Raw genomic sequence first — 25,924 nt, 5'->3', positions numbered from 1 at the left:
GAGCCTGTCGAACGGACCAGGTCGATTGTCGAGCGGGCCTAGTAGCTGGCGTTCGCCGTGAGGTACGGAATCGGATCGAAGCGCACGCCGTCGGCGAAGAACAGCTCGAAGTGGCAGTGCTCGACGCTGGCGTTACCCGTGTCGCCGGTGAGGCCGATCACGGTGCCTGCGGTGAGTTCCTGGCCGACCGTCACGGTCACTGATCCGTCTTGGAAGTGCATGTACATGCTGCAGAGGCGCTGACCGCCGACCATGGTCGCGATCGCCACGTAGTTGCCCGCGGATCCGTTGTAGCCCGAGGCGGTGACGATGCCGTCGCCGATCGCCTGGACGGGTGTTCCGTTGCCGGCGAGCAGATCGACTCCGTCGTGCATGCCTTCGGCGCGCGGGCCGAAGCCATCACCGATCTTGACGGGGTGATCGTAGGGCCACGTGAGACGTGTCGTTTCGGCGGGGGCGTCTCGCTGGCAACCCCACCCTCCCGGGCTTCCGCCCGTCGACGCCGGCGCGGACTTGGCCGCGGGCGTCGGGGTGGGTGTCGGTGTCGGAGTGTTGACGGTGTATCCGTCGCGCAGAACGCTGGCGTCGGCCGCCGAAGCGTCGACGGAGAGCAGCTGATTCTGCGACTGTGACCCGCCCGTCGCACCGGTCATGCCGAACGATGAGCCCGGGCCGAATGCTGCGGCGGGAAGCGAGGTGGCTACGGCGAGTGCGCCGACGAAGAGCAATGCGATCGGGGGGAGAACCCGAGAGGCGATGTTGCGACGGGGCCGCTGAGGGCGCACGTTCGCAGACTTCGGCTCAATCGACTTCACCTGTTCATTGTGAGGTGCGATGCCTGATGCCGCAAGGTGAGTTCTCGATCAGGCGTGATAAGTAGGCTCGCATCATGACGACAAACACCTCGCGCCCCGTGCGCATCGGCATCCAGATCGCGCCGCAGCACTCCGATTACACGACGATCCGCGACACTCTTCGCCAGCTCGAAGAACTGGGTGTCGACATCGCCTTCAACTGGGACCACTTCTACCCGCTGTCTGGAGATCCTGCGGGCCTTCATTTCGAGGGCTGGAGCATGCTCGCCGCCTGGGCGGAGCAGACGTCGACGATCGAGTTCGGTCCGCTCGTCACCTGCAACAGCTACAGGAATCCCGACCTGCTTGCCGACATGGCGCGCACCGTCGACCACATCAGCGCCAAGACCCCGGGAGCCGAGGGCAGGCTCGTCTTCGGCATCGGCTCGGGCTGGTTCGAGCGTGACTACGACGAGTACGGCTACGAGTTCGGCACGGCCGGGCAGAGACTGGATGCGCTGGGCGAGGCTCTCCCGCGCATCGAGGCGCGCTGGGGCAAGCTCAACCCGGCTCCCACCCGCAAGATCCCCGTGCTGATCGGTGGAGGCGGCGAGAAGAAGACGCTCAAGCTCGTGGCCAAGCACGCGACGATCTGGCACAGCTTCTCCGACGTGCCGACCCTCCGGCACAAGCTCGAGGTTCTGCGGGCACACGCATCGGACGTCGGCCGCGATGTCTCCGAGATCGAGATCTCGAACGACGTGAAGCTCACCGGTGCCTTCGGCTCCGCCGATGCCGCAGTCCTCGACGAGAAGACCGAGGCGGGCGTCACGCTCTTCACCCTCGGAATCACCGGGCCGTCGATCGACCTCGGCCCGGTCAAGGATCTGCTCGCCTGGCGCGACGAGAAGAACTCCTAGTCGGTATGCCCGAGGCCGTGGCGCAGTTCGCGGGTGAGTGATGCGACCACGGCCTTGAGGCTTCCGCCGTTCTCTTCGGCGACACGCAGCTGTCGCTGATAGCTGGCACCGTGCTCGAGGATCAGGTTCACCTGCGCCAGTTCATCGACGCAGTCGAGCCGCTCGGCGATCGGCGCGAGTGTGACCAGCAGTTCTCGCACGTCGTCGGTGACCAATTTCTCGGCGCCCTGCGCATCCACGATGATCTCGGCGTCGAGGCCGTAGCGCGCAGCGCGCCATTTGTTCTCGCGCACGTACCAGGGCTGCAATGTCGGCAGTGTCTCGCCCGCATCGAGCCGATCCGACATGTGCTCGACGAGGCACTGGATGAGGGCGGCGACGGCACCGATCTCCTCCGGGCTGGAGAGGCCGTCGCAGGCGCGCATCTCGAGCGTTCCCCACTGGGGAGAAGGGCGGATGTCCCAGCGCACCTCGGTGTGGTCGTCGACGATGCCCGTGACCTTCATGTCGTCGACGTACGACTCGTACTGGCTCCACTCGTCGAACTGATAGGGCAGCCCTGCTGTCGGAAGCTGCTGGAACATGAGTGCTCGGTTCGACGCGTAGCCCGTCTTCTCTCCGGCCCAGAACGGGCTCGACGCAGAGAGTGCCTGCAGGTGCGGGTAGTAGTTGAGGAGCCCGTTCAAGAGGGGCAGCACTTTGTCGCGATTCTCGACGCCGACGTGTACGTGGATGCCCCAGATCATCATGTTGCGGCCCCACCACTGGGTTCGGTCGATCAGCTTGTGGTAGCGCTCTTTGTCGGTGATCTGCTGGTCGAACCACTGGGCGAACGGATGCGTTCCCGCGCACATGAGTTCGACATCGAGCGGATCGGTGATGGCGCGCACCTCGGCGAGCTGTCCCTGGAGGTCGTCGACCGCATCCGACACCCGTGTGTGCACGGCGGTGACGAGTTCGACGGTGTTCAGTAGTAGTTCTTCGGTGATCCGCGGATGATCCTGGCCGTCCGGACCGCGCAGAGACGTCAGCACGTCGCCGGCGACGTTCACCAGGTCGCCTGAGCTCTGTTCGACGAGCGCGATCTCCCACTCGATGCCGAGTGTCGAGCGTTCGGAAGGAGCGAACGAGATCTGCATGTGCGGCTCCGATCGATAGCAGAGGGTCGCCTCATCCTGGCAGACTCGACCGATAGCGCTCAGGAATTACGCGCACGCGGCGAATATCTGACAGAATGATCTGTCGAGTCTGCCCGCCCGACCCTCTAATCAGGTTGTGGCAGAACCCTCGAGAACTTTTTACGCCGAGTGTGCACCCCACGCTCACGGCTGCCAGTTCACCCACATTTAGGCCCACCAGGGCCGAGAGAAAAACCTAGGAAGAATTGTGGCTGTAAAGATCCGTTTGAAGCGCATGGGCAAGATCCGTGCACCGTACTACCGCATCGTCGTTGCCGACTCGCGCACCAAGCGCGACGGTCGTGTCATCGAGGAGATCGGCCAGTACCACCCCACCGAAGAGCCTTCGGTCATCAAGATCGAGTCCGAGCGTGCGCTCTACTGGCTCAGCGTCGGCGCTCAGCCGACCGAGCAGGTCGCCGCGCTGCTGAAGCTCACCGGTGACTGGGGCAAGTTCAAGGGCGACAAAGACGCGGTCTCGACCGTTCGCGTCAAGGAGCCCAAGGAGCCGTTCGTCGCCGACGAGAAGAAGAAGCCGGTTCTGAAGCCCAAGGCCGAGGTCAAGGTCGAGGCTCCCGCAGCTCCCGCCGAAGAGGCACCGGCTGCCGACGAGGCTCCCGAGGCTGAAGCAGAGAAGGCCTAGCCTTGCTCGCTCCTGCTCTCGAGCACCTGGTCAAGGGCATCGTCGACAAACCTGCCGACGTGCATGTCGTTGCGAAGAGCTCACCCCGCGGAGAGGTTCTCGAGGTGCGCGTGCACCCCGACGACCTCGGCCGCGTGATCGGTCGTGCGGGTCGCACGGCCAAGGCTCTCCGCACACTCGTCGCCGCGCTCGCTGATGGCAAGCGCGTTCGTGTAGACGTGGTGGATACCGATTTCTAAGAACGAGACGCAGCAACTCCGGGTTGGTCGCCTCCTGAAAGCCCACGGGCTCAAGGGGGCGATCAAGCTGGAACTCTTCACCGACGACCCGGCACGACGCTTCGTGCCGGGCGCGGTGTTCACCCTCCAGGTGCCCACCTCATCTCCGTGGCACGGCAAGACGCTCGAGCTCATCGAGCTCAAGTGGTTCAACAGCCACGCCGTCGGGTTCTTCAAGGGAGTGCCAGACCGCACGGCCGCAGAAGGTCTGGTCAAGGCGATTCTGTGGATCGATCAGGACTCCGACGAGCAGTCCGCCGAAGAAGACGCCTGGTTCGATCACCAGCTCGTCGGACTCGACGTGATCCGCGATGGTGAGAAGATCGGCGTCGTTCGCCAGGTGAACCACATGCCCGCTCAAGATCTGCTGGTCATCGAACAGGCATCCGGCGAGGTGCTGGTTCCGTTCGTCAAGGCGATCATTCCGGCGGTCGACATCGTGGCGGGAACGATGACCATCACGCCGCCTCCGGGCCTCCTCGAGGAACTCCCGGAGTCGGACGACGACGAGGAGGCTCCCACACAGGAGTCCTCGCCTGAGGACACCCCGGCCGAGTAGCCGCACAGCCTCCAAACGGGAGGAGATTTGGCAGATCGACGCGAATAGAGCGTCGGATTGCCGAATCTCCTCCCGTTTTTGGTAGCGACTGTCCACAGATTGCCTCAGCCCCCGTTTCGCAAACCCCGCGCAGTGCATTCTTCTCGGCATGGCCAATCTCATCGCCCTTCTCGGAGCAGACGGCGTCGCATCCACACGGTCCATTGAGCGAAGAGGCATGTCCCGCGCGGCAATCGCACGGTTGATCAGCGCAGGCGAGCTTCGACGAATACGAAACGGTTGGGTCGCGCGCCCGGGAGCTGCGGAGGATGCGGTCCAGGCTGTTCGAGTCGGTGGTTCTCTCAGCTGCTTGTCGGTGCTGAAGCGCCGAGGAATTTGGTGCGACGACGACCACCTCCTCCATGTGCGTGTCGGGAGACACGCGGGCCATCTCTCGGCGCCGCACGACCGCGGAATCGAACTCGGGCGCCCCGCGGCTCGTGGCGTCCGTTTGCACCGTGACGCTGTCGACTCGTCCCCGGCGACAGCTGTTGATCCCGTGCCGATCGCTCTGGCTCATGTCTTTCGCTGCCAGCCGAGAGAGAACGTCATCGTGTCGTTGGATTCAGCGCTTCGAGGCGGCCACATTCTTCTCCCTGAACTGCGGGACGTCGTTGCGCAATTGCCGGCGAAGTACGGCCCGTACCTCAACCTCGTCGATATGTCGGCGGAGTCTGGTTTGGAGACGAAAGCGCGGCTTCGGCTCCGAGCGCTCGGAATTCCGTACCGAGCGCAGGTGCGGATCTCGCGAGTGGGATATGTGGATCTGCTCGTGGGAGAGCGCCTTGTCATCGAGCTCGATGGCGAGGCCTGGCATTCCGGTCCGATCGCATATGCAGAGGATCGGCGGCGAGATCTGGAACTCATGAGACAAGGGTTTGTGGTGATGAGGCTCAGCTTCTCGCAGGTGATGAGCGAGTGGGCGCTGGTGGAGTCTGTCATCCGAGCGATCGTCGCTCGGCGAGAGCATTTCTGGTCGATGCGACAACGCCGCGATGGGTTGGGGTGAATCCTGTGTCGCAAGTCGGGCGAACAGGGCATCGAGCGCGCAAAGCGGAGGAGAACTGACAAACCGACGCGCATAAGCGGTCGGAGTTGCGTATCTCCTCCGGTTTGACATCCGTCGGAGCAGGGCGCCCGCCGCGGCTAGGCTTTCAGGATGCGTATCGACATCGTCTCGATCTTTCCGAGCTTCTTCGACGCGCTCGACATCTCACTGCTCGGCAAGGCACGCCAGTCGGGCCTGATCGCGTTGGGCGTGCACGACCTGCGCGACCACACTCACGACAGGCACCGCAAGGTCGACGACACTCCCTTCGGTGGCGGAGCTGGAATGGTCATGAAGCCCGAGCCGTGGGGCGAGGCGCTCGACGCGATCCTCGATGCCGAACCCGTGGCATCCGGGGCCCCGCTCGTGATCTTTCCCTCGCCGGCCGGCGAGGTGTTCACCCAGAAGATGGCGCGCGAGCTGTCGACCCGCGAGCACCTGGTGTTCGGATGCGGGCGGTACGAAGGCATCGATCAGCGCGTGTTCGACGACACGGCTGAGCGGGCCGAGGTGCGCCTGGTGAGCCTGGGCGACTACGTTCTGAACGGCGGCGAGGTCGCCGTCATGGCCATGATCGAGGCGATCGGCCGGCTCATTCCGGGGGTTGTCGGAAACCCCGAGAGCCTGGTCGAGGAGTCGCACGAAGACGGCCTCCTCGAATATCCGAGCTACACGAAGCCGTCCGAATGGCGGGGCCGCGCTGTTCCGCCGGTGCTGCTGAGCGGCAATCATCGCCTCATCGCCGAGTGGCGTCGCGAGCAGCAGCTCGAACGCACCGCGCGGGTTCGGCCCGACCTTCTACGAGTGAACGATCAGCCAGACGGCGACGCACGACTCGCCTGACCGGTTGCTGAGGCGGTGGGGCCTCGTCGCGGGAAACGTTATCGAGTCGCCGGCCGACAGGGTCACGTCTTCGCGCTCGAAGGTGATGGTGAGAGTGCCCGAGGTGATGCTGCCGATCTCGAAGCCGTCGTGCCGGATGAGGTCGCCGTGGGCGCTGCCCGTGGAGCCTGCAGGGTAGGTGGATTCGAAGATCTCGAGGCCGGGAACCGGGCCGGGGGAGAGCCTGCGGTAGATCACACCCGACTCGAGGTTCATCTGGGGAACGCGTCCCGCGCGTGAGATGACGTAGCCGTCACCTTCGACCGGCTCGTCGGCGAGGTCGGCGAGCCGGTCGCCGAGTGTTGCGGCGGTGGATGCTGCCGCCGATTCTGCTCCCGGGGCTTCGAAGGCGGCTGACAGAGGCACGCCGAGCGCCGTCACGATCGCGATCAGGCGGTTCACCGAGGGAACCATCACGCCGGTCTCGATCTGCGACACGGCGCTCGCCGAGATGTCGAGCGATCGGGCCAACGCTCGAAGCGAGAGACCGGATTGTGTGCGGAGTTCGCGGAGTCTGCGCCCCAGGGACTCGTTCGCGCTGAGGGCCGCAGCGTCTCCGGACTCGAGCACGTTCTCCACCCGTCAATTGTCACATGCCTGTAACAGGCACGAAATCGTGCGGCACGTGTTAAGCAATAGCTTTATGAGCACTGACGGGGCCCTGGGGAGCTGCCGCTTAGGGAACGTGGATCGATTCGAAGAGTCCACCGACCACCACCCTCCAACCACACTGTCGCATCACTGATGAGAAACCGGAGAATTCCATGACCGAGGTCATCAACCCCCACGGGGAGAAGCCCGGCGACGTGCTCGAGGCTGCGGGACTGCCTACGGGCAGCGGCGTCGTCGAAGCGTTCCACGATCCACGCCTCAGCAATGAGGATCTGGCGCCGCTCAAGAAGCAGACCTGGAGCGCCTACAACTTCTTCGCCTTCTGGATGTCCGACGTGCACAGCGTCGGCGGCTACGTCACCGCGGGCAGCCTCTTCGCGCTCGGACTCGCCAGCTGGCAGGTGCTCGTCTCTCTGCTCGTGGGCATCACGATCGTCTACTTCCTCTGCAACCTCGTCGCCAAGCCGAGTCAGCAGTCGGGTGTGCCCTATCCGGTGATCTCGCGAACCGTGTTCGGTGTCCTCGGGGCCAACATCCCCGCGATCATCCGCGGCCTGATCGCGGTGGCCTGGTACGGCATCCAGACCTACCTGGCCTCGGCCGCGCTCGTCGTCGTCGCCCTGAAGCTCTGGCCCGATCTGGCAGGCATTGCGGATGCCGACACCGTCGGTTTCGCAGGTCTGTCACTGCTGGGCTGGATCGCGTTCCTCATTCTCTGGGTCGCTCAGGCCTTCGTGTTCTGGCGGGGCATGGAGTCGATCCGCAAGTTCATCGACTTCTGCGGCCCGGCCGTCTACGTCGTGATGATCATTCTCGCCATCTACCTCGTGTCGCAGGCGGGCTGGGAGAACATCGACCTGAACCTCGGCTCGGTGAAGTTCCAGGGCTGGGACGCGGTTCCCGTGATGCTCGGCGCCATCGCGCTCGTCGTGTCGTATTTCTCCGGCCCGATGCTGAACTTCGGTGACTTCTCGCGCTACGGCAAGTCGTTCAAGGCGGTCAAGCGAGGAAACCTCCTCGGACTGCCGCTGAACTTCCTCGTGTTCTCGCTGCTCGTCGTGATCTGCGCATCTGCCACGGTTCCGGTCTTCGGCACCCTGATCACCGACCCGATCGAGACCGTCGCCCGCATCGACAACGTCTACGCGATCATCCTCGGAGCACTGACCTTCGCGATCGCGACGGTGGGAATCAACATCGTGGCGAACTTCGTCTCGCCGGCCTTCGACTTCTCGAACGTCGCGCCGCAGAAGATCTCCTGGCGCATGGGCGGCATGATCGCCGCCGTCGGCAGTGTGCTGATCACCCCGTGGAACCTGTACTCGAGCCCGGAGATCATTCACTACACGCTCGACACGCTGGGTGCGTTCATCGGCCCGCTGTTCGGTGTGCTGATCTGCGACTTCTACATCGTGCGCAAGCAGACGGTCTACGTCGACGACCTCTACACGATGAGCGAGAAGGGGCGCTACTGGTACAAGAAGGGCTTCAACCCGAACGCCGTCATCGCGACGGCGGTCGGAGCGGTGCTCGCGGCCAGCACGGTCTTCATTCCTGTTCTGCAGGGCGCAGCCTCCTATGCATGGTTCATCGGCTGCGGAATCGGACTCGCCGTCTACTGGCTCGCCGAGAAGATCAGCCCTCAGGCGGCCCGCAGCATGCAGGCGGCCGAAGAGCACGAAACCGCCTCGGTCATTCAGTAACAACATCCACCGCACCATCGAACGGACACGCACTCGTGCACATCACCGTGATCAACCCGAACACCACCCGGGCCATGACCGACATGATCGGATCGTGCGCCCGGGGGGTGGCCGGCCCCGGAACGCGCATCAGCGCGGTGAATCCCACGATGGGTCCGGCCTCGATCGAGAGCCACTACGACGAGGCCCTGTCAGTGCCCGGTCTGCTCCACGAGATCGCAGAGGGCGAGCGCGCGGGGTCTGATGGGTACGTCATCGCTTGCTTCGGCGACCCAGGGCTGGATGCCGCTCGCGAGCTCGCGGGCGGCCCGGTCGTCGGAATCGCCGAGGCAGCGATGCACGCGGCCACTCTGGTGGGCCGAAGCTTCAGTGTCGTCACGTCGCTGTCTCGAACGGTAGGGCGAGCTCAAGATCTGGTGCGGCACTACGGCTTCGCAGATCGATGCGTGGGCGTCTACGCCTGCGACATCCCCGTGCTGGCTCTCGACGACCCGTCGACCGGCGCCGCCCAGGTGATCATCGATCTGTGTCGGCAGACCGTCGAGCGAGACAAAGCCGACTCGATCGTGCTCGGATGCGCGGGGATGGCCGACCTGTGCAGCTACATCTCGGCAGAGGTCGGCGTTCCCGTAATCGACGGGGTGAGCGCGGCCACCAAGCTCGTGGAGTCACTCGTCACGCTCGGCTACTCCACCTCGAGACGAGACGAATTCGCTCGTCCTTTGCCGAAGGCATATGTCGGAGGGCTCTCGGCTTTCGAACTCGTCGACTGAGCCTGGGCGATCCGTTATGAACGGGCAGTCAGAATGAGCGGGCCGTCCTCTGTGATGGCGACCGTGTGCTCGGAGTGCGCGCCCCGTGAACCGTCGGCGCTGCGGAGGGTCCAGCCGTCTTTGTCGGTGACGATCTTGTCGGTCGTCTCGAGGAACCACGGCTCGATAGCGATGACGAGACCGGCGCGCAGGGGGAGCCCTCGATTAGGCCGACCGCTGTTCGGAACGTGGGGGTCGCCGTGCATCGTGCGGCCCACGCCGTGACCGCCGAAGTCGGTGTTCACGAGGTATCCGGCCTCTGCCGCGATCTGACCGATCGCCGCAGAGATGTCGCCGAGACGTCCTCCGGGGCGAGCGGCCGCGATGCCGGCTTCCAGTGCTCGTTCGGTGGTCTCGATGACCCGCAGGTCTTCGGAGCGTGGTGTGCCCACCACGATCGACACGGCTGAGTCGGCCACCCAGCCGTCGACGGATGCGGCGAAGTCGAGACTCACCAGGTCGCCGTCGCGGAGAACGTAGTCATGGGGGAGGCCGTGCAGCACGGCGTCGTTGACCGACGTGCACAGCACTTTTCCGAAGGGGCTGGCGCCGAACGACGGGTGGTAGTCGATGTAGCACGATTCGGCGCCACGCGACCGGATCATCTCGTGCGCGATCGCATCGAGCTTCAGGAGGTTCATGCCGACGGCGGCCCTGGACTTCAGCTCTGTGAGCACGTCGGCGACGAAGCGCCCCGCTGCCCGCATCTCGTCGATTTCTGTGGGCGTGCGCAACTCGATCATGTCTCTATTCTGCCCGCTCTCTTGTTCGCCCGGGGCGCACATGATCCCAGCAAATTCCCTAACTGTCGCGCATAGCCTGAAGAGGTGATGATTCGTCGGGCTTTCTACTCTGTTCTGTTCCCCGCAGCAGTCCTTCTGCCTGCGTGGCTGCTCGTCGGCAGCGCTGTCTTCGGTGGAGGCGCATGGGAAACCCTGGGCGTTCTCCTCGCCGGCATCGTGCTGTTCGTGGCGCTGGCCGCCATCGCCGGCATCGTCTATGCGAGGCCGGGCGTTCGCGCATCCAAACTCGTCTCGTGGATCGACGTGGCGGTGCTCACCGTGATTTCGGCGTCGGCGATCACCCTGGGCCTCAACACGGCCGCATCGACCGCCGCGTCGGTTGTGCTGATCGTGGCGGTGATCGGCGGGTTCTGGGCCGCGGTGTGGCAGTTTTTCGTCGAGGCACGCAAACGAGTTCAGGATGCGTTCGCCTCGTTCGAGGTTCCGCCGGCCGCCCCGGGTACGGGATTCCGCCCCAACCAGGTGCCCGCGGGCATCCGGAACGACGGCGAGTACATCGTCATCGAGACGAGTCGCGACACCCACTGATTGTGGCGCGGGCGCCGCGTGTGGCAGAATAAACGATTGTGCCTCGGCCCGACTCTGCCACAGGGGAGTCTGCGATAAACGATGGCACCGAAACTCACACTTCTTTTACCCCGTAGTCGACCTGTGGCGGTTGCAGAGAGCGAATCATCATCATGAGCCACATTCTCGATTTCGTCGACGCGGCATCGCTGCGTAGCGACATTCCCGAGTTCCGCGCCGGCGACAACGTCAAGGTGCACGTCAACATCGTTGAAGGTACGCGCTCGCGTATCCAGGTCTTCCAGGGCGTCGTCATCGGCCGCTCGGGCGAGGGCGTTCGCGAGACGTTCTGCGTGCGCAAGGTCAGCTTCCAGGTCGGCGTCGAGCGTACCTTCCCGGTTCACTCGCCGGTCATCGACCACATCGAGGTCGTCACCCGCGGTGACGTTCGTCGCGCGAAGCTCTACTACCTGCGTGCCCTCCGCGGCAAGAAGGCCAAGATCAAAGAGAAGCGCGACGCGTAACGCAAGCCTTCGAATCGACTGACAGCCGAAACGCCGTCGGCCCATTGATTCACATCCCTGAGCTCCCTGCCCATAAAATGGCAGGGAGCTCAGGTGGTTAAATGACAGAAACGACCATGCCATCGCGTACGTCACGCCGGCACAAGAATTCGCGCAAGCAGCGCAGCGCACTGCTGTTCCTTCGCGACATCCTCATCATCTTCCTCGTCGCCGTTCTGGCGTCGGTGCTGATCAAGACCTTCCTCGTGCGGTCGTTCTACATCCCCTCCGGGTCGATGGAGAACACGCTTCAGGTCAATGACCGCATTCTGGTCAACCAGCTCGAGCCGGGATTGATGCCGATCGAGCGCGGCGATGTCGTCGTGTTCGCCGATCCGGGCGGATGGCTGCCCGCGACCATCGAGCCCGAGAAGGCGCCCGTCGCGGCAGCCCTCGACTGGGTTCTCGAGACGGTCGGCCTCACGGCGAGTGACGCCAACGACCACCTCATCAAACGGGTCATCGGTCTGCCTGGCGATCATGTCACCTGCTGCAACGCCCTGGGGCAGATGTCGGTCAACGGCGTTCCACTCGACGAGCCGTACATCAAACGTCCCGAGGGCCAGACGGCTGCCTCCGCAATCGCTTTCGACGTGACCGTCCCAGAAGGCTCACTGTGGGTCATGGGCGACAATCGCTACAACTCCAAGGACTCGCGCTACAACCAGGACCAGCCCGGCAAGGGCTTCGTGCCGATCAAGAACGTTGTCGGTCGCGCTCTATGGATCACCTGGCCGACCGACCGCTGGACGTTCCTCGACAACTACTCCGATGTGTTCGCGGGCGTCGAGAGCGAGGGATCGAAATAGCTGTCTCCGACCCGACCCTCACGGTCGAGCGCGGCCTGGAACGCCGGGGCGCCAGTCTCGTCATCGGAATCGACGAGGTCGGCAGGGGAGCTCTCGCGGGGCCCGTCGCCGTGGGTCTCTGTGTGATCCGTGCCAGCAGGCGAGCGCCCATTCCGGCAGGACTGCGCGATTCGAAGATGCTCTCGGAGGCTGCGCGCGAGCGCATCGCGCCACTCGCGGCGGACTGGGCGCTCGACAGCGCCGTCGGGCTCGCGAGCCCGCAGGAGGTCGACGAGCTCGGCATCATCGCGTGCCTCGGGCTCGCCGCCAAGCGTGGTCTCGGCCTGCTCTACGGCCGCGGGGTGGATGTCGCCGGTTCCGTGATCCTGCTCGACGGCTCCCACGATTGGCTGGCCCCTGCGCTCTCCACTCCGCTGAACGTCGTGACTCGCGTGAAAGCCGACCGCGACTGCGCGTCTGTCGCCGCGGCATCCGTTGTGGCGAAGGTGCACCGCGACCGGCTGATGATCGACCGCCATGCCGATACGCCGCACTACGGCTGGGACAGCAACAAGGGTTACGGCAGCACCGTGCACATGGAGGCTATCGCCGCCCACGGGCCCAGCGACTTCCATCGCCGCAGCTGGCTCAAGGAACCCGCCCTCGTTTCGACGCCGTAGACTAGGCGAACCATGGAAGATGATGAGATCGAGGACTACGACCGCGAAGTCGAACTGGCCCTCTACCGCGAATACCGCGATGTGGTCTCGCAGTTCAAGTACGTGATCGAGACAGAGCGCCGGTTCTACCTGGCGAACGACGTCGAATTGGTTCGCCGCGACACCGAGCACGACTTCTACTTCGAGCTCGTGATGAACGACGTGTGGGTGTGGGATGTCTACCGCTCCGACCGCTTCGTCAAGAGCGTGCGCGTGCTGACGTTCAAAGACGTCAACGTCGAAGAGCTGTCGACGAAGGACTTCGAGCTTCCGAAAGAACTCGCGCTCGACGAGTAACCGTCTTCTCCTCGGCTGAGCCTGTGGAGAGTGGCTTTCGCCCGTTCTCTTCGGCAGCCGTCTGCCGCGATTCGTGCGCTGTCATCCTCGATGGCGGAGGCGCGAATGAAAGCAAAAGATGCCCTGGGTCGTCAGGGTGAAGACGTGGCCGCGAGCTATCTCGCTGACCAGGGTTTCACCGTTCTCGAGCGCAATTGGCGATGCGAGCACGGTGAGATAGATCTTGTCGGCATCGACGGGCGCGACACGGTGTTCGTCGAGGTCAAGACCCGATCATCGACGGCGTTCGGGCACCCGTTCGAAGCGATCACCGATGCGAAGCTGGCGCGCTTGCGGCGGCTCGCTTCTGCCTGGTGCGAGGCTCAGCAAGGCGCACGTCCTGGCGTCATACGAATCGATGCGGTTTCCGTGCTCATCCGTGACGGCGGCGTACCTGTCGTCGAGCACCTGCGTGGGGTCTTCCGATGATCGGCACGACGACCGCCGTCGCCCTGCTCGGTCTCACCGGTCAGATGGTCGAGGTCGAGGCCGACATCACGCCCGGCCTTCCCTCGTTCACGATCATCGGGCTGCCCGACACAGCCCTCTCGAATGCGCGCGAGCGGGTGCGGCACGCCACCAGCAACGCCGGATGCCCTCTGCCGGCAAGGCGCATCACGGTGAATCTGTCACCGGCCGCGCTGCCGAAGTTCGGCCCGGTCTTCGACCTCGCCATCGCCATGGCGTTGCTCGCCGCCGCACGCAGCATCAGCGCCGAATCCATCGGCAGGGTGGTGCACCTCGGCGAGCTGGGACTCGACGGAAGGTTGAGGCCGACCAGCGGCATCCTGCCTGCGGTGGCCGCCGCTGCTCGGCTGGGGTTCACCCGGTTCATGGTGCCCACGGGCAATGCTGATGAGGCCTCGCTTGTGCCCGGCATCACCGTCATTCCCGTCGCCTCCGTTCGTGACGCGGCCATTTTTCACGGCAGCACCCTCCAGCCTCAGCCGGTCGAGCCGATCCTGCTTGCCAGAGAGAGCGCCACCGAAACCCCTGTGCTCGAGCTGGCTGATGTCGTCGGCAACCGCGATGCGACGCAGGCGCTGGTCGTCGCGGCTGCCGGCGGGCACCATCTCTTTATGCTCGGCCCACCTGGCGCGGGTAAGACCATGCTCGCTGCCCGGCTGCCCGGGCTGCTTCCCGATCTCGGCGCCCTCGAATCGCTCGAGGTCAGTTCGCTTCGATCGCTCAGCGGCGAAGTCGTCGGCTCGCAACTCATCACGCGCCCTCCTCTCGAAAGTCCGCACCACACCGCTACCGCGGCTGCGTTGGTGGGCGGTGGCTCGCGGCAGATCAGACCGGGGGCCGCGGCTCGCGCATCGCATGGCGTTCTCTTCATCGATGAAGCCCCCGAATTCAATTCTTCGGTGCTCGACGCCCTGAGACAGCCCATCGAGACGGGCGTGATCAGCATTCACCGTGCAAATGCCGTCGCCTCGTTTCCTGCTACGTTCCAGCTGGTACTCGCGGCGAATCCGTGTCCGTGCGGGCAGTACGGTGCGCGCGACTCCGAGTGCACGTGCACCCCGCACACTCGTCGACGGTATCTCGGGCGAATCTCGGGGCCGCTGATGGATCGCATCGACATCCAGTTGCGCGTGCAGCGCATCACTGCGGCCGAACTCCGCATGGCAGATGGTGCCGAGCGACTCGACACGGCCACGGCGCGGGCCACCGTCAGCGACGCGCGGGCTCGATCGGCGGCTCGGCTCGCCAAGACGCCCTGGCGGTTGAACTCGCAGGTTCCCGGCTCATGGCTTCGCACCGGTCCACGTCGGCTTCACCGTGCCACGACGGCCTCACTCGACAGAGCGCTCGAACGAGGAGGCCTCACCATGCGGGGCTACGACCGGGTGCTGCGCTTGGCCTGGACGGTCGCCGACCTCGACGCCGTGGAATCGCCGACGGCGGAACACGTCGGGCGCGCGCTCTACCTGCGAAAGTCGTTGCAGTCGTGACTGTTTTCGGGTTGGAATCGAATCAGGTGATGGGTCTCGCCGCTGCAGTGTCGGCTGTCGCGGGGGCTGAGGTCGACGAGTCGGCTGCGGCTGAGATCTTCGCCAGAGCAGCGTGGACAGGCATCGCAGAGCCGGGCGACTCTGTTGCGGGGGCGCTTGTGTCGTCGTTGGGTGCGGTGGCGGCGCTCACGTCTCTGGTCGATTCGTGGACCATCGATCGAGTCACGGTGGAATGCAGCAGCTCAGGGGTCGATCCGGTTGCGCCGCACGACCTCGCGCTGGCTTTCGATCGGTGGAGGCCTCGCCTCGTCTCGAGCTCCGTCGTCATGGCACTGCGGCAGGCAGCGAGGGTCTCGGCCCGACTTATTCTTCCGGCAGACCACGTCTGGCCCTCCGCGGTAGACGACCTCGGGGTGCACGGCCCGATCGCGCTGTGGGTGCGAGGTGTCGATGCGGCACTGGAATCGCTTCCGACGTCGGTCGCCCTTGTCGGCGCGAGAGCGGCCACCGGCTACGGAGAGCATATGGCCATGGAACTCGGAGCCGGGCTGAGCGATAGGGGAGTGTCCGTCGTGTCGGGCGCGGCTTATGGCATCGACGGCATGGTTCATCGGTCTGTGCTCGCGAGTGGCGGGCTCACGGTCGCTTTTCTCGCCGGAGGTGTCGATCGCTTCTATCCCAGTGGTCACGACGCTCTGCTGGGCCGCATCGCCACCGTCGGCGCCGTTGTCTCCGAGTTGCCCTGCGGCTCGCCGCCGACCAAATGGCGCTTTCTTCAACGCAACCGCTTGATCGCCGCGTCGAGTGTCGCCACCGTCGTCGTCGAGGCCGGGCGCCGCTCGGGGTCGCTCAACACGGCGGCCCACGCGGCATCCGTGGGGCGGCCTCTCGGCGCGGTACCCGGGCCGGTCACATCTCCGTCTTCGGCAGGGTGCCACCGGCTGATCCGAGAGTTCGATGCGGTGTGTGTGACGAGCGTCGACGAAGTGATCGAGCTTGCGTCGGGCATGGCAGGCGATGCGCAACAGCCCGAGCTCGATATCGGCCTCGACGCAGCATCGGATCGGCTACCGCCCGATCAGGTGAGGGTGCTCGACGCGCTGAGCGTTCGATCGGCGCGCACGACCGCAGACGTGGCCAGACGCACGGGGATGTCGATGGGCGCAACCGAGGGCGTGCTGGGATTGCTGGCTCTCGAGGGCGCGGCGATCGAGGGAGAGGCGGGGTGGAGGAAGCAGAAAAGGTAGCGTGAGGGCATGAACCTTGCAGAGCCACTCGCGAATAGCATTCCGTCGCTTGCCATCACCGGCGCCACGGGTCATCTTGGTGGGAGCGTCGCCCGTGCCTTCTCTGATCTCGGACAAGGTCAGACGCTGGTGGTGCGCGACGCGAGTCGCGCGCCTCAGCTCGCCGGTGCACAGGCGCGTCAGGCGGCCTACCGCGACGGCGCCGCGAGCCGGGCCGCGCTCGAGGGTGCACAGACGCTCTTCATGGTCTCGGCGTCGGAGAGCGTCGACCGGGTCGACGAGCATCGAGCGTTCATCGATGCCGCTGCGGCGGCGGGCGTCAGTCACATCGTCTACACATCGTTCTTCGGCGCACACCCGGAGGCTGTCTTCACGCTCGCGCGCGACCACTTCGCAACAGAACAGCACATCCGGGAGTCCGGACTGGACTTCACTTTTCTGCGCAACAACTTCTACATGGACTTCTTCGCACTGTTGGCTGGCGACGACGGAGTGATTCGCGGACCGGCCGGCGGCGGTCGGGTCTCGGCTGTCAGCAGGGCCGACCTCGCAGACGCGGCGCTCGCGGTCTTGCGCGACCCGGGAGCGCACCGCGGAGCAACCTATGAATTGACAGGACGCGAGGCCCTGACTCTCGACGAGGTGGCCCGCATCATTACGCAGAAGACGGGGCGCCCGGTGTCTTTCCACGACGAGACGCTGCCCGAGGCCTACGAGTCTCGTGCCAGTTATGGCGCGCCGTCATGGCAGGTGGATGCCTGGGTGTCGACGTATACGGCGATGGCCGCCGGCGAACAGTCGCGCATCACCGGTGATGTTCTTTCACTCACGGGGCACCAGCCGGAGACGCTGGGGGAGTTCCTCGACAGGATGTGAGCGGGCGGCGCACCCGGCCGTCGGACTCAGGCCGAGTCGCGCCAGACGATGGCCGTCTCGAGAAAGGTGCCATCGGTGTCGACGGTCTCGCCTCGGAGTTGAGCGAGCACGCTCTCCGCAGCGCGCCGACCGAGCTGGCCGGCTGGCTGGTGAACTGTCGACAGAGGCGGCTGCGCTCGTGTCGCCCACGCGCTGTCGTCGAATCCCACGACCCCTACATCGCCGGGAACGGATCGTCCGGCCTCGCGAAGGACATCGATGACTCCCGCAGCCATGGCATCTGATGCAGCGAAGACGCCGTCGACGTCGGGTGCCCGGTCGAGCAGCAGGCGCATTCCGTCGACGCCGCTTGCATGCGCGTACAGAGGCGTCGTGATCACCAGCTCGGCATCGAAACTGTCGCCGAGCGCAGCACGGAACCCCGCCATGCGATCTTGGCCAGAATCGCGGTCGAGGCCTGCGGCGATCATGCCGATGCGTCGTCGGCCGGTCTCCTTCAGCCTCGTGGTGATCGCTTTGGCGGCACTGAAGTTGTCGATGCCCACATACGGAATTCCTTCGATGTCGACGGGATGGCCGACGAAGGCCGCCGCGATGCCGAGCTCGGCGACAACCTTGGCGATGGGATCGTGCGCACGTGCCGACACGATGATGACTCCGTCGACGAATCCGCCGCTCAGATACTCGGCTACTCGATGACTGTCGCGATCGGAGTCGATCACGAGAGAGACGAGCTGGTAGTCGGCGTCAGAGAGGGCGGAGTTGATGCCCAGCAGGATGCTGCCGATGTTCGGGTCTTCGAGAAAGAGCGAGTGGGGTTCGTGCACCACGAGGCCCACAGCGTGTGACTGTCTCGTAGCCAGGTTGCGGGCCGCATTGTTGCGAACGTAACCGACCTTCGAGATCGCATCTATCACGGCCGAACGCGCCGCCTCCGAGACGTATGCCTCGGCGTTCAGCACTCGCGAAACCGTGCCGCGCGAGACGCCTGCGACCGCCGCGACATCATTGATGGTCGCGCGGGCGGATGCGGCTCGGCGGGCGGTCATATGCCCACTGTACTGGGCTGAAAGTCTGCTGGGTGTGGTTGCGGGGGCACACCGGAATTGACACGTCGACACAGGAATGCATATTCTGGGACCGTTCCCAGAAGTGCCCACGAATTTTCGTGTGAATGCAACTGGGAGCGTTCCCAGACGGCGACGCCGTGGGATCGAGCATGCACAGACAATGGAGCCCGTACCGTGAGCGAGACCGCAGTAGCCACCCTGATCGATGGCGACGCCTCCGCGTTCACGTTCGGTTGCGATTACAACCCCGAGCAGTGGAGCCGAGAGACCTGGCTCGAAGATGCTCGCCTCATGAACGAGGCCGGCGTCACGTTGGTCGCGCTGAACATCTTCGGCTGGGCGCAGCTCGAACCCGAGCGCGGCAGCTACGACTTCGACGCGCTCGACGCGATCATCGAGATCCTTCACGATCACGGCATCGGCATCAATCTCGGAACGGCGACGGCGAGCCCGCCCCCATGGTTCAGCGCCGACTACCCCGAGTCGTTGCCCATGATGGCCGATGGCACACGTCGCGAGTTCGGCGGAAGGCAGGCGTTCTGCCCGAGTTCGCCCGCCTACCGCGAGCACGCGCTCGCGCTCGTCGAGAAGATCGCCGAGCGATACGGCGCACATCCGGCCGTGCGCCTATGGCACGTGTCGAACGAGATCGGTTGCCACAACGCTCACTGCTACTGCGAGATCTCCTCCGAGGCTTTCCGCGGCTGGCTCAAGGAGCGCTACGCCAGCATCGACGATCTGAACGACGCCTGGGGTACCTCGTTCTGGAGCCAGCGCTACGCGTCATGGGAACACATCCGCACGCCGAAGCTCACCGTGTCGACCGGCAACCCAGGGCAGGCCCTCGACTTCATGCGGTTCAGCTCGGATGAGCTCCTCGCGCACTACAAGGCAGAGCAGGCAATTCTTCGCAGGCACAGCTCTGCACCCGTCACGACGAACTTCATGGTCACCGCGCACATCCGCAACCAGGATTACTGGGCCTGGGCCCCGCACATGGACGTCATCGCCAACGACCACTATCTCGATCACCGACTGGGCGACCCGCGGTCTGAGTTGTCGTTCGCGGCGGATGCGACGCGCGGCCTGGCCGGCGGGCGCCCGTGGATGCTCATGGAGCAGGCGACGTCGGCCGTGAACTGGCAGCCGCTCAACATCGCCAAGGCGCCGGGCGAGATGATCCGCAACACCCTCAGCCACGTCGCTCGTGGTGCCGATGGAATCAGCTTCTTCCAGTGGAGAGCGTCGCTGCAGGGCAGCGAGAAGTTCCACTCGGCGATGCTGCCGCACGCAGGAACGGACTCGAGCGTCTGGCGCGAGGTCGTCGAGCTCGGAGACATCCTCACTCGGCTAGCCGAGGTGACCGGCAGCGTCGTCGAGGCCGAGGTGGCCATCGTCTTCGACTGGCAAGCGTGGTGGGCCACCGACCTCGACTCGCATCCGTCGGTCCAGGTGCGATACCTCGCGCAGGTGCACGCCGCATACAACGCCCTCCTCGGCGCGGGCATCACGGTCGACATCGTGGCCCCCGGAGCCCCTGTCGACGCATACACACTCGTCGTGGTTCCGAGCCTGTACAGCGTCACGGATGCCGCGGCCCAGGTGCTGGTCGACTATGTGGCGGCCGGCGGGCACGCTGTCGTGACCTTCTTCAGTGGAATCGTCGACGAGCACGACAGAGTGCGTCCCGGCGGCTATCCCGGTGCTTTCCGCGAACTCCTCGGTGTGCGGAGCGAGGAGTTCGTTCCGCTTCACCCGTCGACGGTTCTCGAGTTGAGCGACGGGCAGAGCGCTCGTCTGTGGTCGGAGCGACTGCGGTTGGAGGGCGCAGAGGCGGTCTCCGTCTTCGCGAACGGCCCCGTTCATGGAGTCCCCGCCGTCACGCGCAACACGGTCGGAAGCGGTGTCGCCTGGTATCTCGCGACAGCCCTCGACGAGGCATCGCTCGCCGAGACACTCGCTCGCGCCGCCCGAGAAGCGGGTGTCACGGTACCCGTGGCCCACCCCGTGGGCGTCGAGATCGTGCGCCGCGTCAGCGCATCCGGCAGCTGGCTCTTCATCATCAACCACACGGATGCCTCGTTCGAGTACCGAACGCAGGGCACCGAGATCCTCACGGGCGCCGAGATCGGCACACCCGCATCAGCTACGAACGAGACCGCGCAGAACGGAACGCTCGACGTGCCGGCCGGCGCGGTGCGCGTCGTGAGAGAGAGCAGGAACTAAGAAGTGACGACCACCTCTGTGCCGCGGCTGAAAGCCCGCCGCACACCCGTCAAACACAAGAGGGCGATCGCGATCTTTCTCGCTCCCTTCGCCGTGCTGTTCGCCGCCTTCTATCTCTTGCCGATCGGCTGGGCGATAGGGCAGTCCCTGCTCGTCGTCGAGCGCGACGGCACCTTCGGTAAGCCGGTCGAGGTCTTCGGCGGCCTGACCCAGTACATCCTGGTGTTCCAGAACGAGGCGTTCTGGGCATCCGTCGGCCGGGTCGCGCTGTTCGGCGTGGTGCAGGTGCCGGTGATGCTCGGCTTCGCGCTCGTTCTCGCACTGCTGCTCGACTCTCCGCTCGTGAAGGGCAAGAAGTTCTTCCGGCTGGCATTCTTCGTGCCCTACGCCGTGCCGGGCGTTATCGCCGCCATCATGTGGGGCTACCTTTATTCGCCGAACCTCTCTCCGTTCGCCGCCTTCACTTCTGGGTTCGACCTGCTCGCGCCCGAGACGGTGCTCTGGTCGATCGCGAACGTCGTCACCTGGGTCTACGTCGGCTACAACATGCTCATCATCTACTCGGCGCTGCTCGCTCTGCCGAGCGAGATCTTCGAGGCAGCGAGGCTCGACGGCGCCAACCAGCTGCAGATCGCGCTCTCGATCAAGATCCCGCTCGTGATGCCGGCGATCGTGCTCACCGCGATCTTCTCGATCATCGGAACGCTTCAGCTGCTCGCGGAGCCTCAGGTGTTCCGCAGCTTCACCTCGTCGGTGTCGAGCACGTTCACGCCCAACATCGCCGTCTACACGACCTCGGCCGTTCCGAACGTGAGCCTTGCCGCCGCCATGTCTGTGGTGCTGGCGCTCGCCACCTTCATCATGTCGTTCGTCTTTCTCAAATTCACCCAGCGTAAGGGCGACCAGTGACCCAGATATCTGCCGGAGCTCCCAAAGAGAAGCTCGCCTCCCGCACCGCGGCGATGATCGTGATGGGCATCTCGACGCTCTACTTCCTCGTGCCCATCTGGTGGCTCTTCATCGGCTCGACCAAGTCGCGCGAGCAGTTCTCGAGCACGGCCGGCCTGTGGTTCGCCGACTTCAACCTGTTCACCAATATCGGCGACCTCTTCGCCTACAACGACGGCGTGTACCTGAAGTGGATGTTGAACAGCATCATCTACGCGAGCTTCGGCGCGCTGCTCGGAACGCTCTTCGCGGCGATGTGTGGCTACGCCCTCGCGAAGTACCGCTTTCCGGGTCGGGAACTGATCTTCAACACCGTGCTCGGCGGCGTTCTGGTTCCGGCCACCGCGCTCGCGCTGCCGCTGTTCCTGATCTTCAGCCAGTTCAACGCGACCAACACGTTCTGGTCGGTGTTCCTGCCGAGCATCGTGAGCCCGTTCGGGGTGTACCTCGCTCGCATCTTCGCCGCGGCCAGCGTGCCGGACGAACTCCTCGAAGCCGCGCGGCTCGACGGCGCGGGCGAAGTGCGCACCTTCTTCTCGGTCTCGCGCCGCCTCATGACGCCGGCGCTGGTCACGATCTTCCTCTTCCAGTTCGTGGCGATCTGGAACAACTTCTTCCTGCCGCTCATCATGCTGCGCGACCAGACGCTGTTCCCCGTGACCCTCGGCCTCTACACCTGGAACTCGCAGGTCAACCAGATTCCTGAGATCCGCACCTTCGTCATCATCGGGGCATTCCTCTCGATCATCCCGCTGATCATCGCCTTCCTCAGCCTCCAGCGCTTCTGGCGCGGAGGTCTGGGGGCCGGCAGCGTCAAGTAGCCGCTGCCACCCGCACCACCCCTCACCACAGAACCGCACAGTCAAAGGAAGAGAAAATGCATATCAAAAACAGCAAGCGCATCGTGGCGCTCGGTGTTCTCGCGGCTATCAGCCTCACGGGATGCGCCGCGGGCGGCAGCAGCGGAAGCGGCGGGGGCAGCGACGCCGCCGCGTGTGCTCCGAGCGACGGCAAGGTCGACCTGACCTACACGTCGTGGATTCCCGGAATCGATAAGGTCGTCGACATCTGGAACAAGGAGAACCCCGACATCCAGGTGAAGGTGCAGACCGGCCCGAACGGTAACGGCGGCACCTACAAGAACTTCTTCAACCAGCTGAGCGCGGGCAACGCCCCCGACCTCGGCCAGATCGAGTACGACGCTCTTCCGAACTTCCGTGTGCAGGACGGTCTGACCAACATCGCCTCGTGCAAGAACGTCACCGAGAGCAAAGACGACTTCATCGACTGGACCTGGAACCAGGTGACGTTCGGAGAGAAGGATTCGGTCTACGCGATTCCGCAGGACACCGGCCCCATGGCCATGTACTACCGCAAGGATCTGTTCGAGAAGGCCGGCATTCCCGTGCCGACCACTTGGGACGAGTACGCGGCGGCAGCCAAGACCATCCGTTCGCAGGGCGGCTACATCACCAACTTCCCGCAGAACGACGTGAACTGGTTCGCCGGTCTCGTCTGGCAGGCAGACGGTCGTTGGTTCTCCAACGACGGTGACAAGTGGGATGTCACCCTGACGTCGCCCGAGTCCGAGAAGGTCGCCGACTACTGGCAGGGCCTCATCTCCACCGACCTCGTCTCCAAGGTTCCGGCCTGGACCGACGAGTGGAACAACGCCTACAACACGGGCAGCGACTGGACCTGGATCTCGGCCGTCTGGGGAGCCAACTCGATCTCGAGCGGCGCCCCCGACACATCCGGCAACTGGGCCGTTGCGCCCATGCCGCAGTGGAAGGCTGGCGAGAACAAGGCCGGCAACTGGGGCGGTTCCTCCACGGCCGTGCTCAAGGGCTCGAAGCACCCCTACGAGGCTGCGCAGTTCGCTCTCTGGCTGAACACGAGCGACGAGGCCCTCACCGCTCTCAACAAGGAAGCCAACCTGTACCCCGCGACGAAGGCCGGACTGAAGCTGCCCGTTCTCAGCGAGGGCGTCGACTTCTACGGTGGACAGAAGATCTACGACACGTTCGCGACCGCTGCGACCGAGACCAACTCCGACTTCGTCTGGGGCCCCACGATGACGCAGACCTACGGCGACGTCGCGGACGGCTTCGGTGAGGTGCTGGGTGGCACCGGCACGCTGACCGACGCGCTGAAGACGGGTCAGAAGAAGACGATCGACGCACTCGACGCGGCTGCGATTCCCGTCAACAAGTGAGCATGATTAACAGGTGAACATGATCCACCACCTCCGTGCCGCGGGCACCAGCTTCGTGCTGGACGCCCGCGGCACGGCCGTGCCCGCCGTCATTCATTTCGGAGCCGACCTGGGCGAGCTCGATGAGCGCGCCCTCGAGAACCTCGTCGAGTCCCAGCGGCCCGCCGTCGGTCCGAGCTCCATCGACTCTGCTCTCCTGCAACGGGTCGTGCCTCTTATGGCCGACGGGTGGTCGGGCAGACCCGGCCTCGCCGGTTATCACGAGGGCACACAGATCTCGGCCCTCGGTATGCAGCACACGGCCGCGCTCCGTCTCAGACACGCGCGGCGCACCGACCAGAACCTCACTCTCGTTCTCGAGTCCATCCCGCCGGTTCCCGGCGAGCCGGATGCGACGGCTCTCGTCGTCGAGATCGACATCGAGTTGTCGGCGGACGGCGTCTTGCGGCAGCGGCTCAGCGTGCGAAACGAGGGATCGAGCGTCTACTCGCTGGCCTCTCTCGACGCCACCCTTCCGGTTCCCTCGAGGGCGCGGGAGCTGCTCGACTTCACCGGTCGCTGGCCGCGCGAGCGCCAGCCTCAACGCCACGATCTGGATGTGGGAACGTGGACGAGAGACAGCAGGCATGGCCGCCCCGGTCACGACGCGGCTTTCCTTCTGGTGGCGGGCACCCCGCATTTCGGTTTCCGGCACGGCGAGGTATGGGGGTCTCACCTCGCCTGGAGCGGCGACCAACGACTGTGGGCCGAGGCTTCGGCGACCGGGCACTCGCTTGTCGGTGCGGGGGAGCTGTTCGAACCGGGCGAGGTTCGGCTGGCAACAGGCGAGACCTATCGCTCGCCCTGGCTCGTCTCGGCCTGGTCGAACAGAGGCCTCGACGGCCTGACCGGGCGCCTGCACGGCTTCGTGCGCTCCCGACGTCGTCTCGGCGAACGCAAAGTCATGCTGAACACCTGGGAGGCCGTGTACTTCGACCACGATCTCGCGAAGCTCACGCACTTGGCAGAGACCGCGGCCAGCGTGGGCGTGGAGCGCTTCGTGCTCGACGACGGCTGGATGACGGGCCGCACCGACGACCGGCGCGCGCTCGGCGACTGGATCGTCGACGCATCCAAGTGGCCCGACGGCCTGCACCCCCTGATCGAAAGAGTTCATGGCCTCGGAATGGACTTCGGCCTCTGGGTCGAACCCGAGATGATGAGTGTCGACTCCGACGTGTTCCGGGCCCACCCCGAGTGGGTGCTGTCGGCGGGAAATGCCGAGCTGCCTCAGCCGTGGCGTTTTCAGCAGGCGATCGACCTGTCGAACCCGGATGCGTTCGCTCACGTGCACGGCCAGCTCGCGGCCCTGCTCGACGAGTACCCGATCGCCTACCTCAAGTGGGATCAGAACCGCGACCTGCTCGGCGGCTCGGCACATCGTCAGACGCTCGCCTGCTACCGACTCATGGATGCTCTCCGGGAGCAGTTTCCGACCGTGGAGATCGAATCGTGCTCGTCTGGCGGAGGCCGCGTCGACCTCGGCGTGCTGGAACGCACAGACCGGGTCTGGCCGAGCGATACCAACGATTCGCTCGAGCGCCAGGCGATCTACCGCCACACGGCCGGCCTCGTTCCCCCCGAGTTCCTGGGCGTGCACCTCGGTGCACCGACCGCTCACACGACCGGCCGCAGTCACGAGCTGAGCTTCCGGCTCGCGACGGCGCTGTTCGGCCACGCCGGCATCGAGTGGGACATCACGACCGCGAGCGAGCCGGAGCTCGACGCGATCAGGGCCTGGACCTCGTTCTATCGCGAACAGCGGGTGCTGTTGCACTCGGGCGTGCTCGTGAGGGCCGACGATGTCGATCCGGCTCGTCAGGTGCACGGCATCGTGGCTCCGGATGCCTCGGTCGCGATCTTCGCGGTCGTCACGGTTGCCGCGACTCGCGATTCCGCCGTTGCGCCGGTCACGTTCCCTGGGCTGGAGCCGGATCTCGTGTACCGCGTTCGCGCCGTGAAGCTCGGGGAGTGGCCCCGCGTCCTGCAGGACGCTCCGCCCGAGTGGTGGACCCATGGCGAGATCACCCTGTCCGGTCGCGTGCTCGCCGAGCTCGGCCTCGCCATGCCGTTGCTTCTGCCCGAGCAGGCGCTCGTTCTGCATCTGGCGGCCGTCTGAGCGCTCAGCTCGTCTCGTCGGGCGGGCCTGCGAGCGAATCTG

At 65.1% G+C, this 25,924-nt stretch carries 27 protein-coding genes; 22 read left to right on the top strand and 5 right to left on the bottom strand.

What is annotated here, in order from left to right; translation table 11 throughout:
• Positions 1–38: 38 nt before the first annotated feature.
• Positions 39–815 (bottom strand): M23 family metallopeptidase, encoded by a 777-nt coding sequence (locus B9Y86_RS00550; RefSeq protein WP_085481950.1) that lies wholly within the window; start codon positions 813–815, stop codon positions 39–41.
• Between the two features lie 74 nt (positions 816–889).
• On the opposite strand from B9Y86_RS00550, the gene B9Y86_RS00545 reads away from it, so the two are divergent.
• On the top strand, positions 890–1,714 hold the full coding sequence (locus B9Y86_RS00545; RefSeq protein ID WP_085481948.1) for an LLM class F420-dependent oxidoreductase: 825 nt from the start codon (positions 890–892) through the stop codon (positions 1,712–1,714).
• On the opposite strand, the gene B9Y86_RS00540 is transcribed toward B9Y86_RS00545, so the two are convergent.
• Positions 1,711–2,853 (bottom strand): glutamate--cysteine ligase, encoded by a 1,143-nt coding sequence (locus B9Y86_RS00540; protein WP_085481946.1) that lies wholly within the window; start codon positions 2,851–2,853, stop codon positions 1,711–1,713. The genes B9Y86_RS00545 and B9Y86_RS00540 overlap by 4 nt on opposite strands.
• Positions 2,854–3,100: 247 nt before the next feature.
• Here B9Y86_RS00540 and rpsP point away from each other — a divergent pair, with 247 nt between their 5' ends.
• The 5 genes from rpsP to trmD all read left to right on the top strand — a co-directional run bounded on the left by rpsP (position 3,101) and on the right by trmD (position 6,302).
• Entirely contained in the window at positions 3,101–3,535 is a 435-nt protein-coding gene (gene rpsP / locus B9Y86_RS00535) for a 30S ribosomal protein S16 (protein WP_085481944.1), read from the top strand.
• Positions 3,536–3,537: 2 nt separating this feature from the next.
• Positions 3,538–3,774: an RNA-binding protein gene (locus B9Y86_RS00530; protein ID WP_044442063.1), complete on the top strand. Its 237-nt coding sequence runs from the start codon at positions 3,538–3,540 to the stop codon at positions 3,772–3,774.
• Positions 3,761–4,372 (top strand): ribosome maturation factor RimM, encoded by a 612-nt coding sequence (gene rimM / locus B9Y86_RS00525; protein ID WP_176223265.1) that lies wholly within the window; start codon positions 3,761–3,763, stop codon positions 4,370–4,372. Before B9Y86_RS00530 ends, rimM begins: the two co-directional genes overlap by 14 nt.
• A 592-nt stretch (positions 4,373–4,964) precedes the next feature.
• Complete coding sequence (locus tag B9Y86_RS17445; RefSeq protein ID WP_176223211.1) at positions 4,965–5,420, top strand: endonuclease domain-containing protein; 456 nt, start codon at positions 4,965–4,967, stop codon at positions 5,418–5,420.
• Between the two features lie 150 nt (positions 5,421–5,570).
• Positions 5,571–6,302: a tRNA (guanosine(37)-N1)-methyltransferase TrmD gene (gene trmD, locus B9Y86_RS00515; RefSeq protein ID WP_085481938.1), complete on the top strand. Its 732-nt coding sequence runs from the start codon at positions 5,571–5,573 to the stop codon at positions 6,300–6,302.
• Here the strand turns inward: trmD and B9Y86_RS00510 are convergent.
• Positions 6,258–6,920 carry a helix-turn-helix domain-containing protein gene (locus tag B9Y86_RS00510; RefSeq protein WP_085481936.1) on the bottom strand — a complete coding sequence of 221 codons (663 nt, stop codon included), beginning with the start codon at positions 6,918–6,920 and terminating at the stop codon, positions 6,258–6,260. The genes trmD and B9Y86_RS00510 overlap by 45 nt on opposite strands.
• Before the next feature lie 185 nt (positions 6,921–7,105).
• Here B9Y86_RS00510 and B9Y86_RS00505 point away from each other — a divergent pair, with 185 nt between their 5' ends.
• The gene (locus B9Y86_RS00505; protein WP_085481934.1) at positions 7,106–8,656 is read left to right on the top strand and encodes an NCS1 family nucleobase:cation symporter-1; all 1,551 of its coding nucleotides are present in this window, start codon (positions 7,106–7,108) and stop codon (positions 8,654–8,656) included.
• 35 nt (positions 8,657–8,691) lie between these two features.
• A complete protein-coding gene (locus tag B9Y86_RS00500; protein WP_085481932.1) occupies positions 8,692–9,429 on the top strand; it encodes an aspartate/glutamate racemase family protein in 738 nt (245 codons plus the stop codon).
• A gap of 14 nt (positions 9,430–9,443) precedes the next feature.
• On the opposite strand, the gene map is transcribed toward B9Y86_RS00500, so the two are convergent.
• Positions 9,444–10,211, bottom strand: a complete 768-nt coding sequence (map, locus tag B9Y86_RS00495) for a type I methionyl aminopeptidase (RefSeq protein ID WP_085481930.1) — start codon at positions 10,209–10,211, stop codon at positions 9,444–9,446.
• 84 nt (positions 10,212–10,295) lie between these two features.
• On the opposite strand from map, the gene B9Y86_RS00490 reads away from it, so the two are divergent.
• The 9 genes from B9Y86_RS00490 to B9Y86_RS00450 all read left to right on the top strand — a co-directional run bounded on the left by B9Y86_RS00490 (position 10,296) and on the right by B9Y86_RS00450 (position 17,265).
• Positions 10,296–10,799, top strand: coding sequence for a hypothetical protein (locus B9Y86_RS00490; RefSeq protein ID WP_139824666.1), 504 nt, complete (start codon positions 10,296–10,298; stop codon positions 10,797–10,799).
• Between the two features lie 152 nt (positions 10,800–10,951).
• Positions 10,952–11,302 (top strand): 50S ribosomal protein L19, encoded by a 351-nt coding sequence (gene rplS / locus B9Y86_RS00485; protein ID WP_044442052.1) that lies wholly within the window; start codon positions 10,952–10,954, stop codon positions 11,300–11,302.
• Between the two features lie 101 nt (positions 11,303–11,403).
• Positions 11,404–12,150 (top strand): signal peptidase I, encoded by a 747-nt coding sequence (gene lepB / locus B9Y86_RS00480; RefSeq protein ID WP_085481926.1) that lies wholly within the window; start codon positions 11,404–11,406, stop codon positions 12,148–12,150.
• On the top strand, positions 12,087–12,809 hold the full coding sequence (locus B9Y86_RS00475) for a ribonuclease HII (RefSeq protein ID WP_342351710.1): 723 nt from the start codon (positions 12,087–12,089) through the stop codon (positions 12,807–12,809). Before lepB ends, B9Y86_RS00475 begins: the two co-directional genes overlap by 64 nt.
• Positions 12,810–12,821: 12 nt before the next feature.
• Positions 12,822–13,145: a DUF2469 family protein gene (locus B9Y86_RS00470; protein ID WP_044442048.1), complete on the top strand. Its 324-nt coding sequence runs from the start codon at positions 12,822–12,824 to the stop codon at positions 13,143–13,145.
• A gap of 105 nt (positions 13,146–13,250) precedes the next feature.
• Positions 13,251–13,613, top strand: coding sequence for a YraN family protein (locus B9Y86_RS00465; protein ID WP_085483627.1), 363 nt, complete (start codon positions 13,251–13,253; stop codon positions 13,611–13,613).
• Positions 13,610–15,142 carry a YifB family Mg chelatase-like AAA ATPase gene (locus B9Y86_RS00460; RefSeq protein WP_085481924.1) on the top strand — a complete coding sequence of 511 codons (1,533 nt, stop codon included), beginning with the start codon at positions 13,610–13,612 and terminating at the stop codon, positions 15,140–15,142. Before B9Y86_RS00465 ends, B9Y86_RS00460 begins: the two co-directional genes overlap by 4 nt.
• Positions 15,143–15,153: 11 nt before the next feature.
• Positions 15,154–16,389, top strand: coding sequence for a DNA-processing protein DprA (dprA, locus tag B9Y86_RS00455; RefSeq protein WP_244894568.1), 1,236 nt, complete (start codon positions 15,154–15,156; stop codon positions 16,387–16,389).
• Positions 16,390–16,398: 9 nt separating this feature from the next.
• On the top strand, positions 16,399–17,265 hold the full coding sequence (locus B9Y86_RS00450) for an SDR family oxidoreductase (protein WP_085481920.1): 867 nt from the start codon (positions 16,399–16,401) through the stop codon (positions 17,263–17,265).
• Positions 17,266–17,291: 26 nt separating this feature from the next.
• Here the strand turns inward: B9Y86_RS00450 and B9Y86_RS00445 are convergent, their stop codons facing one another.
• Complete coding sequence (locus tag B9Y86_RS00445) at positions 17,292–18,314, bottom strand: LacI family DNA-binding transcriptional regulator (RefSeq protein WP_085481918.1); 1,023 nt, start codon at positions 18,312–18,314, stop codon at positions 17,292–17,294.
• Between the two features lie 195 nt (positions 18,315–18,509).
• Between B9Y86_RS00445 and B9Y86_RS00440 the strand changes: the two genes are divergently transcribed.
• The 5 genes from B9Y86_RS00440 to B9Y86_RS00420 are packed head-to-tail and all read left to right on the top strand — an operon-like array spanning position 18,510 to position 25,882.
• Entirely contained in the window at positions 18,510–20,561 is a 2,052-nt protein-coding gene (locus B9Y86_RS00440) for a beta-galactosidase (RefSeq protein ID WP_085481916.1), read from the top strand.
• Between the two features lie 3 nt (positions 20,562–20,564).
• Entirely contained in the window at positions 20,565–21,470 is a 906-nt protein-coding gene (locus B9Y86_RS00435; RefSeq protein WP_085481914.1) for a carbohydrate ABC transporter permease, read from the top strand.
• Positions 21,471–21,523: 53 nt separating this feature from the next.
• Positions 21,524–22,330 (top strand): carbohydrate ABC transporter permease, encoded by an 807-nt coding sequence (locus B9Y86_RS00430; protein WP_085483625.1) that lies wholly within the window; start codon positions 21,524–21,526, stop codon positions 22,328–22,330.
• Between the two features lie 56 nt (positions 22,331–22,386).
• Positions 22,387–23,724: an ABC transporter substrate-binding protein gene (locus B9Y86_RS00425; protein WP_085481912.1), complete on the top strand. Its 1,338-nt coding sequence runs from the start codon at positions 22,387–22,389 to the stop codon at positions 23,722–23,724.
• A 19-nt stretch (positions 23,725–23,743) separates the two neighbouring features.
• Positions 23,744–25,882, top strand: coding sequence for an alpha-galactosidase (locus tag B9Y86_RS00420; RefSeq protein WP_085483623.1), 2,139 nt, complete (start codon positions 23,744–23,746; stop codon positions 25,880–25,882).
• Positions 25,883–25,924: the final 42 nt, after the last annotated feature.

This window comes from Agreia pratensis (genome assembly GCF_900177685.1).
Classification (GTDB): Bacteria; Actinomycetota; Actinomycetes; order Actinomycetales; family Microbacteriaceae; genus Agreia; species Agreia pratensis.
This window is presented reverse-complemented; position numbering and strand designations above follow the sequence as displayed.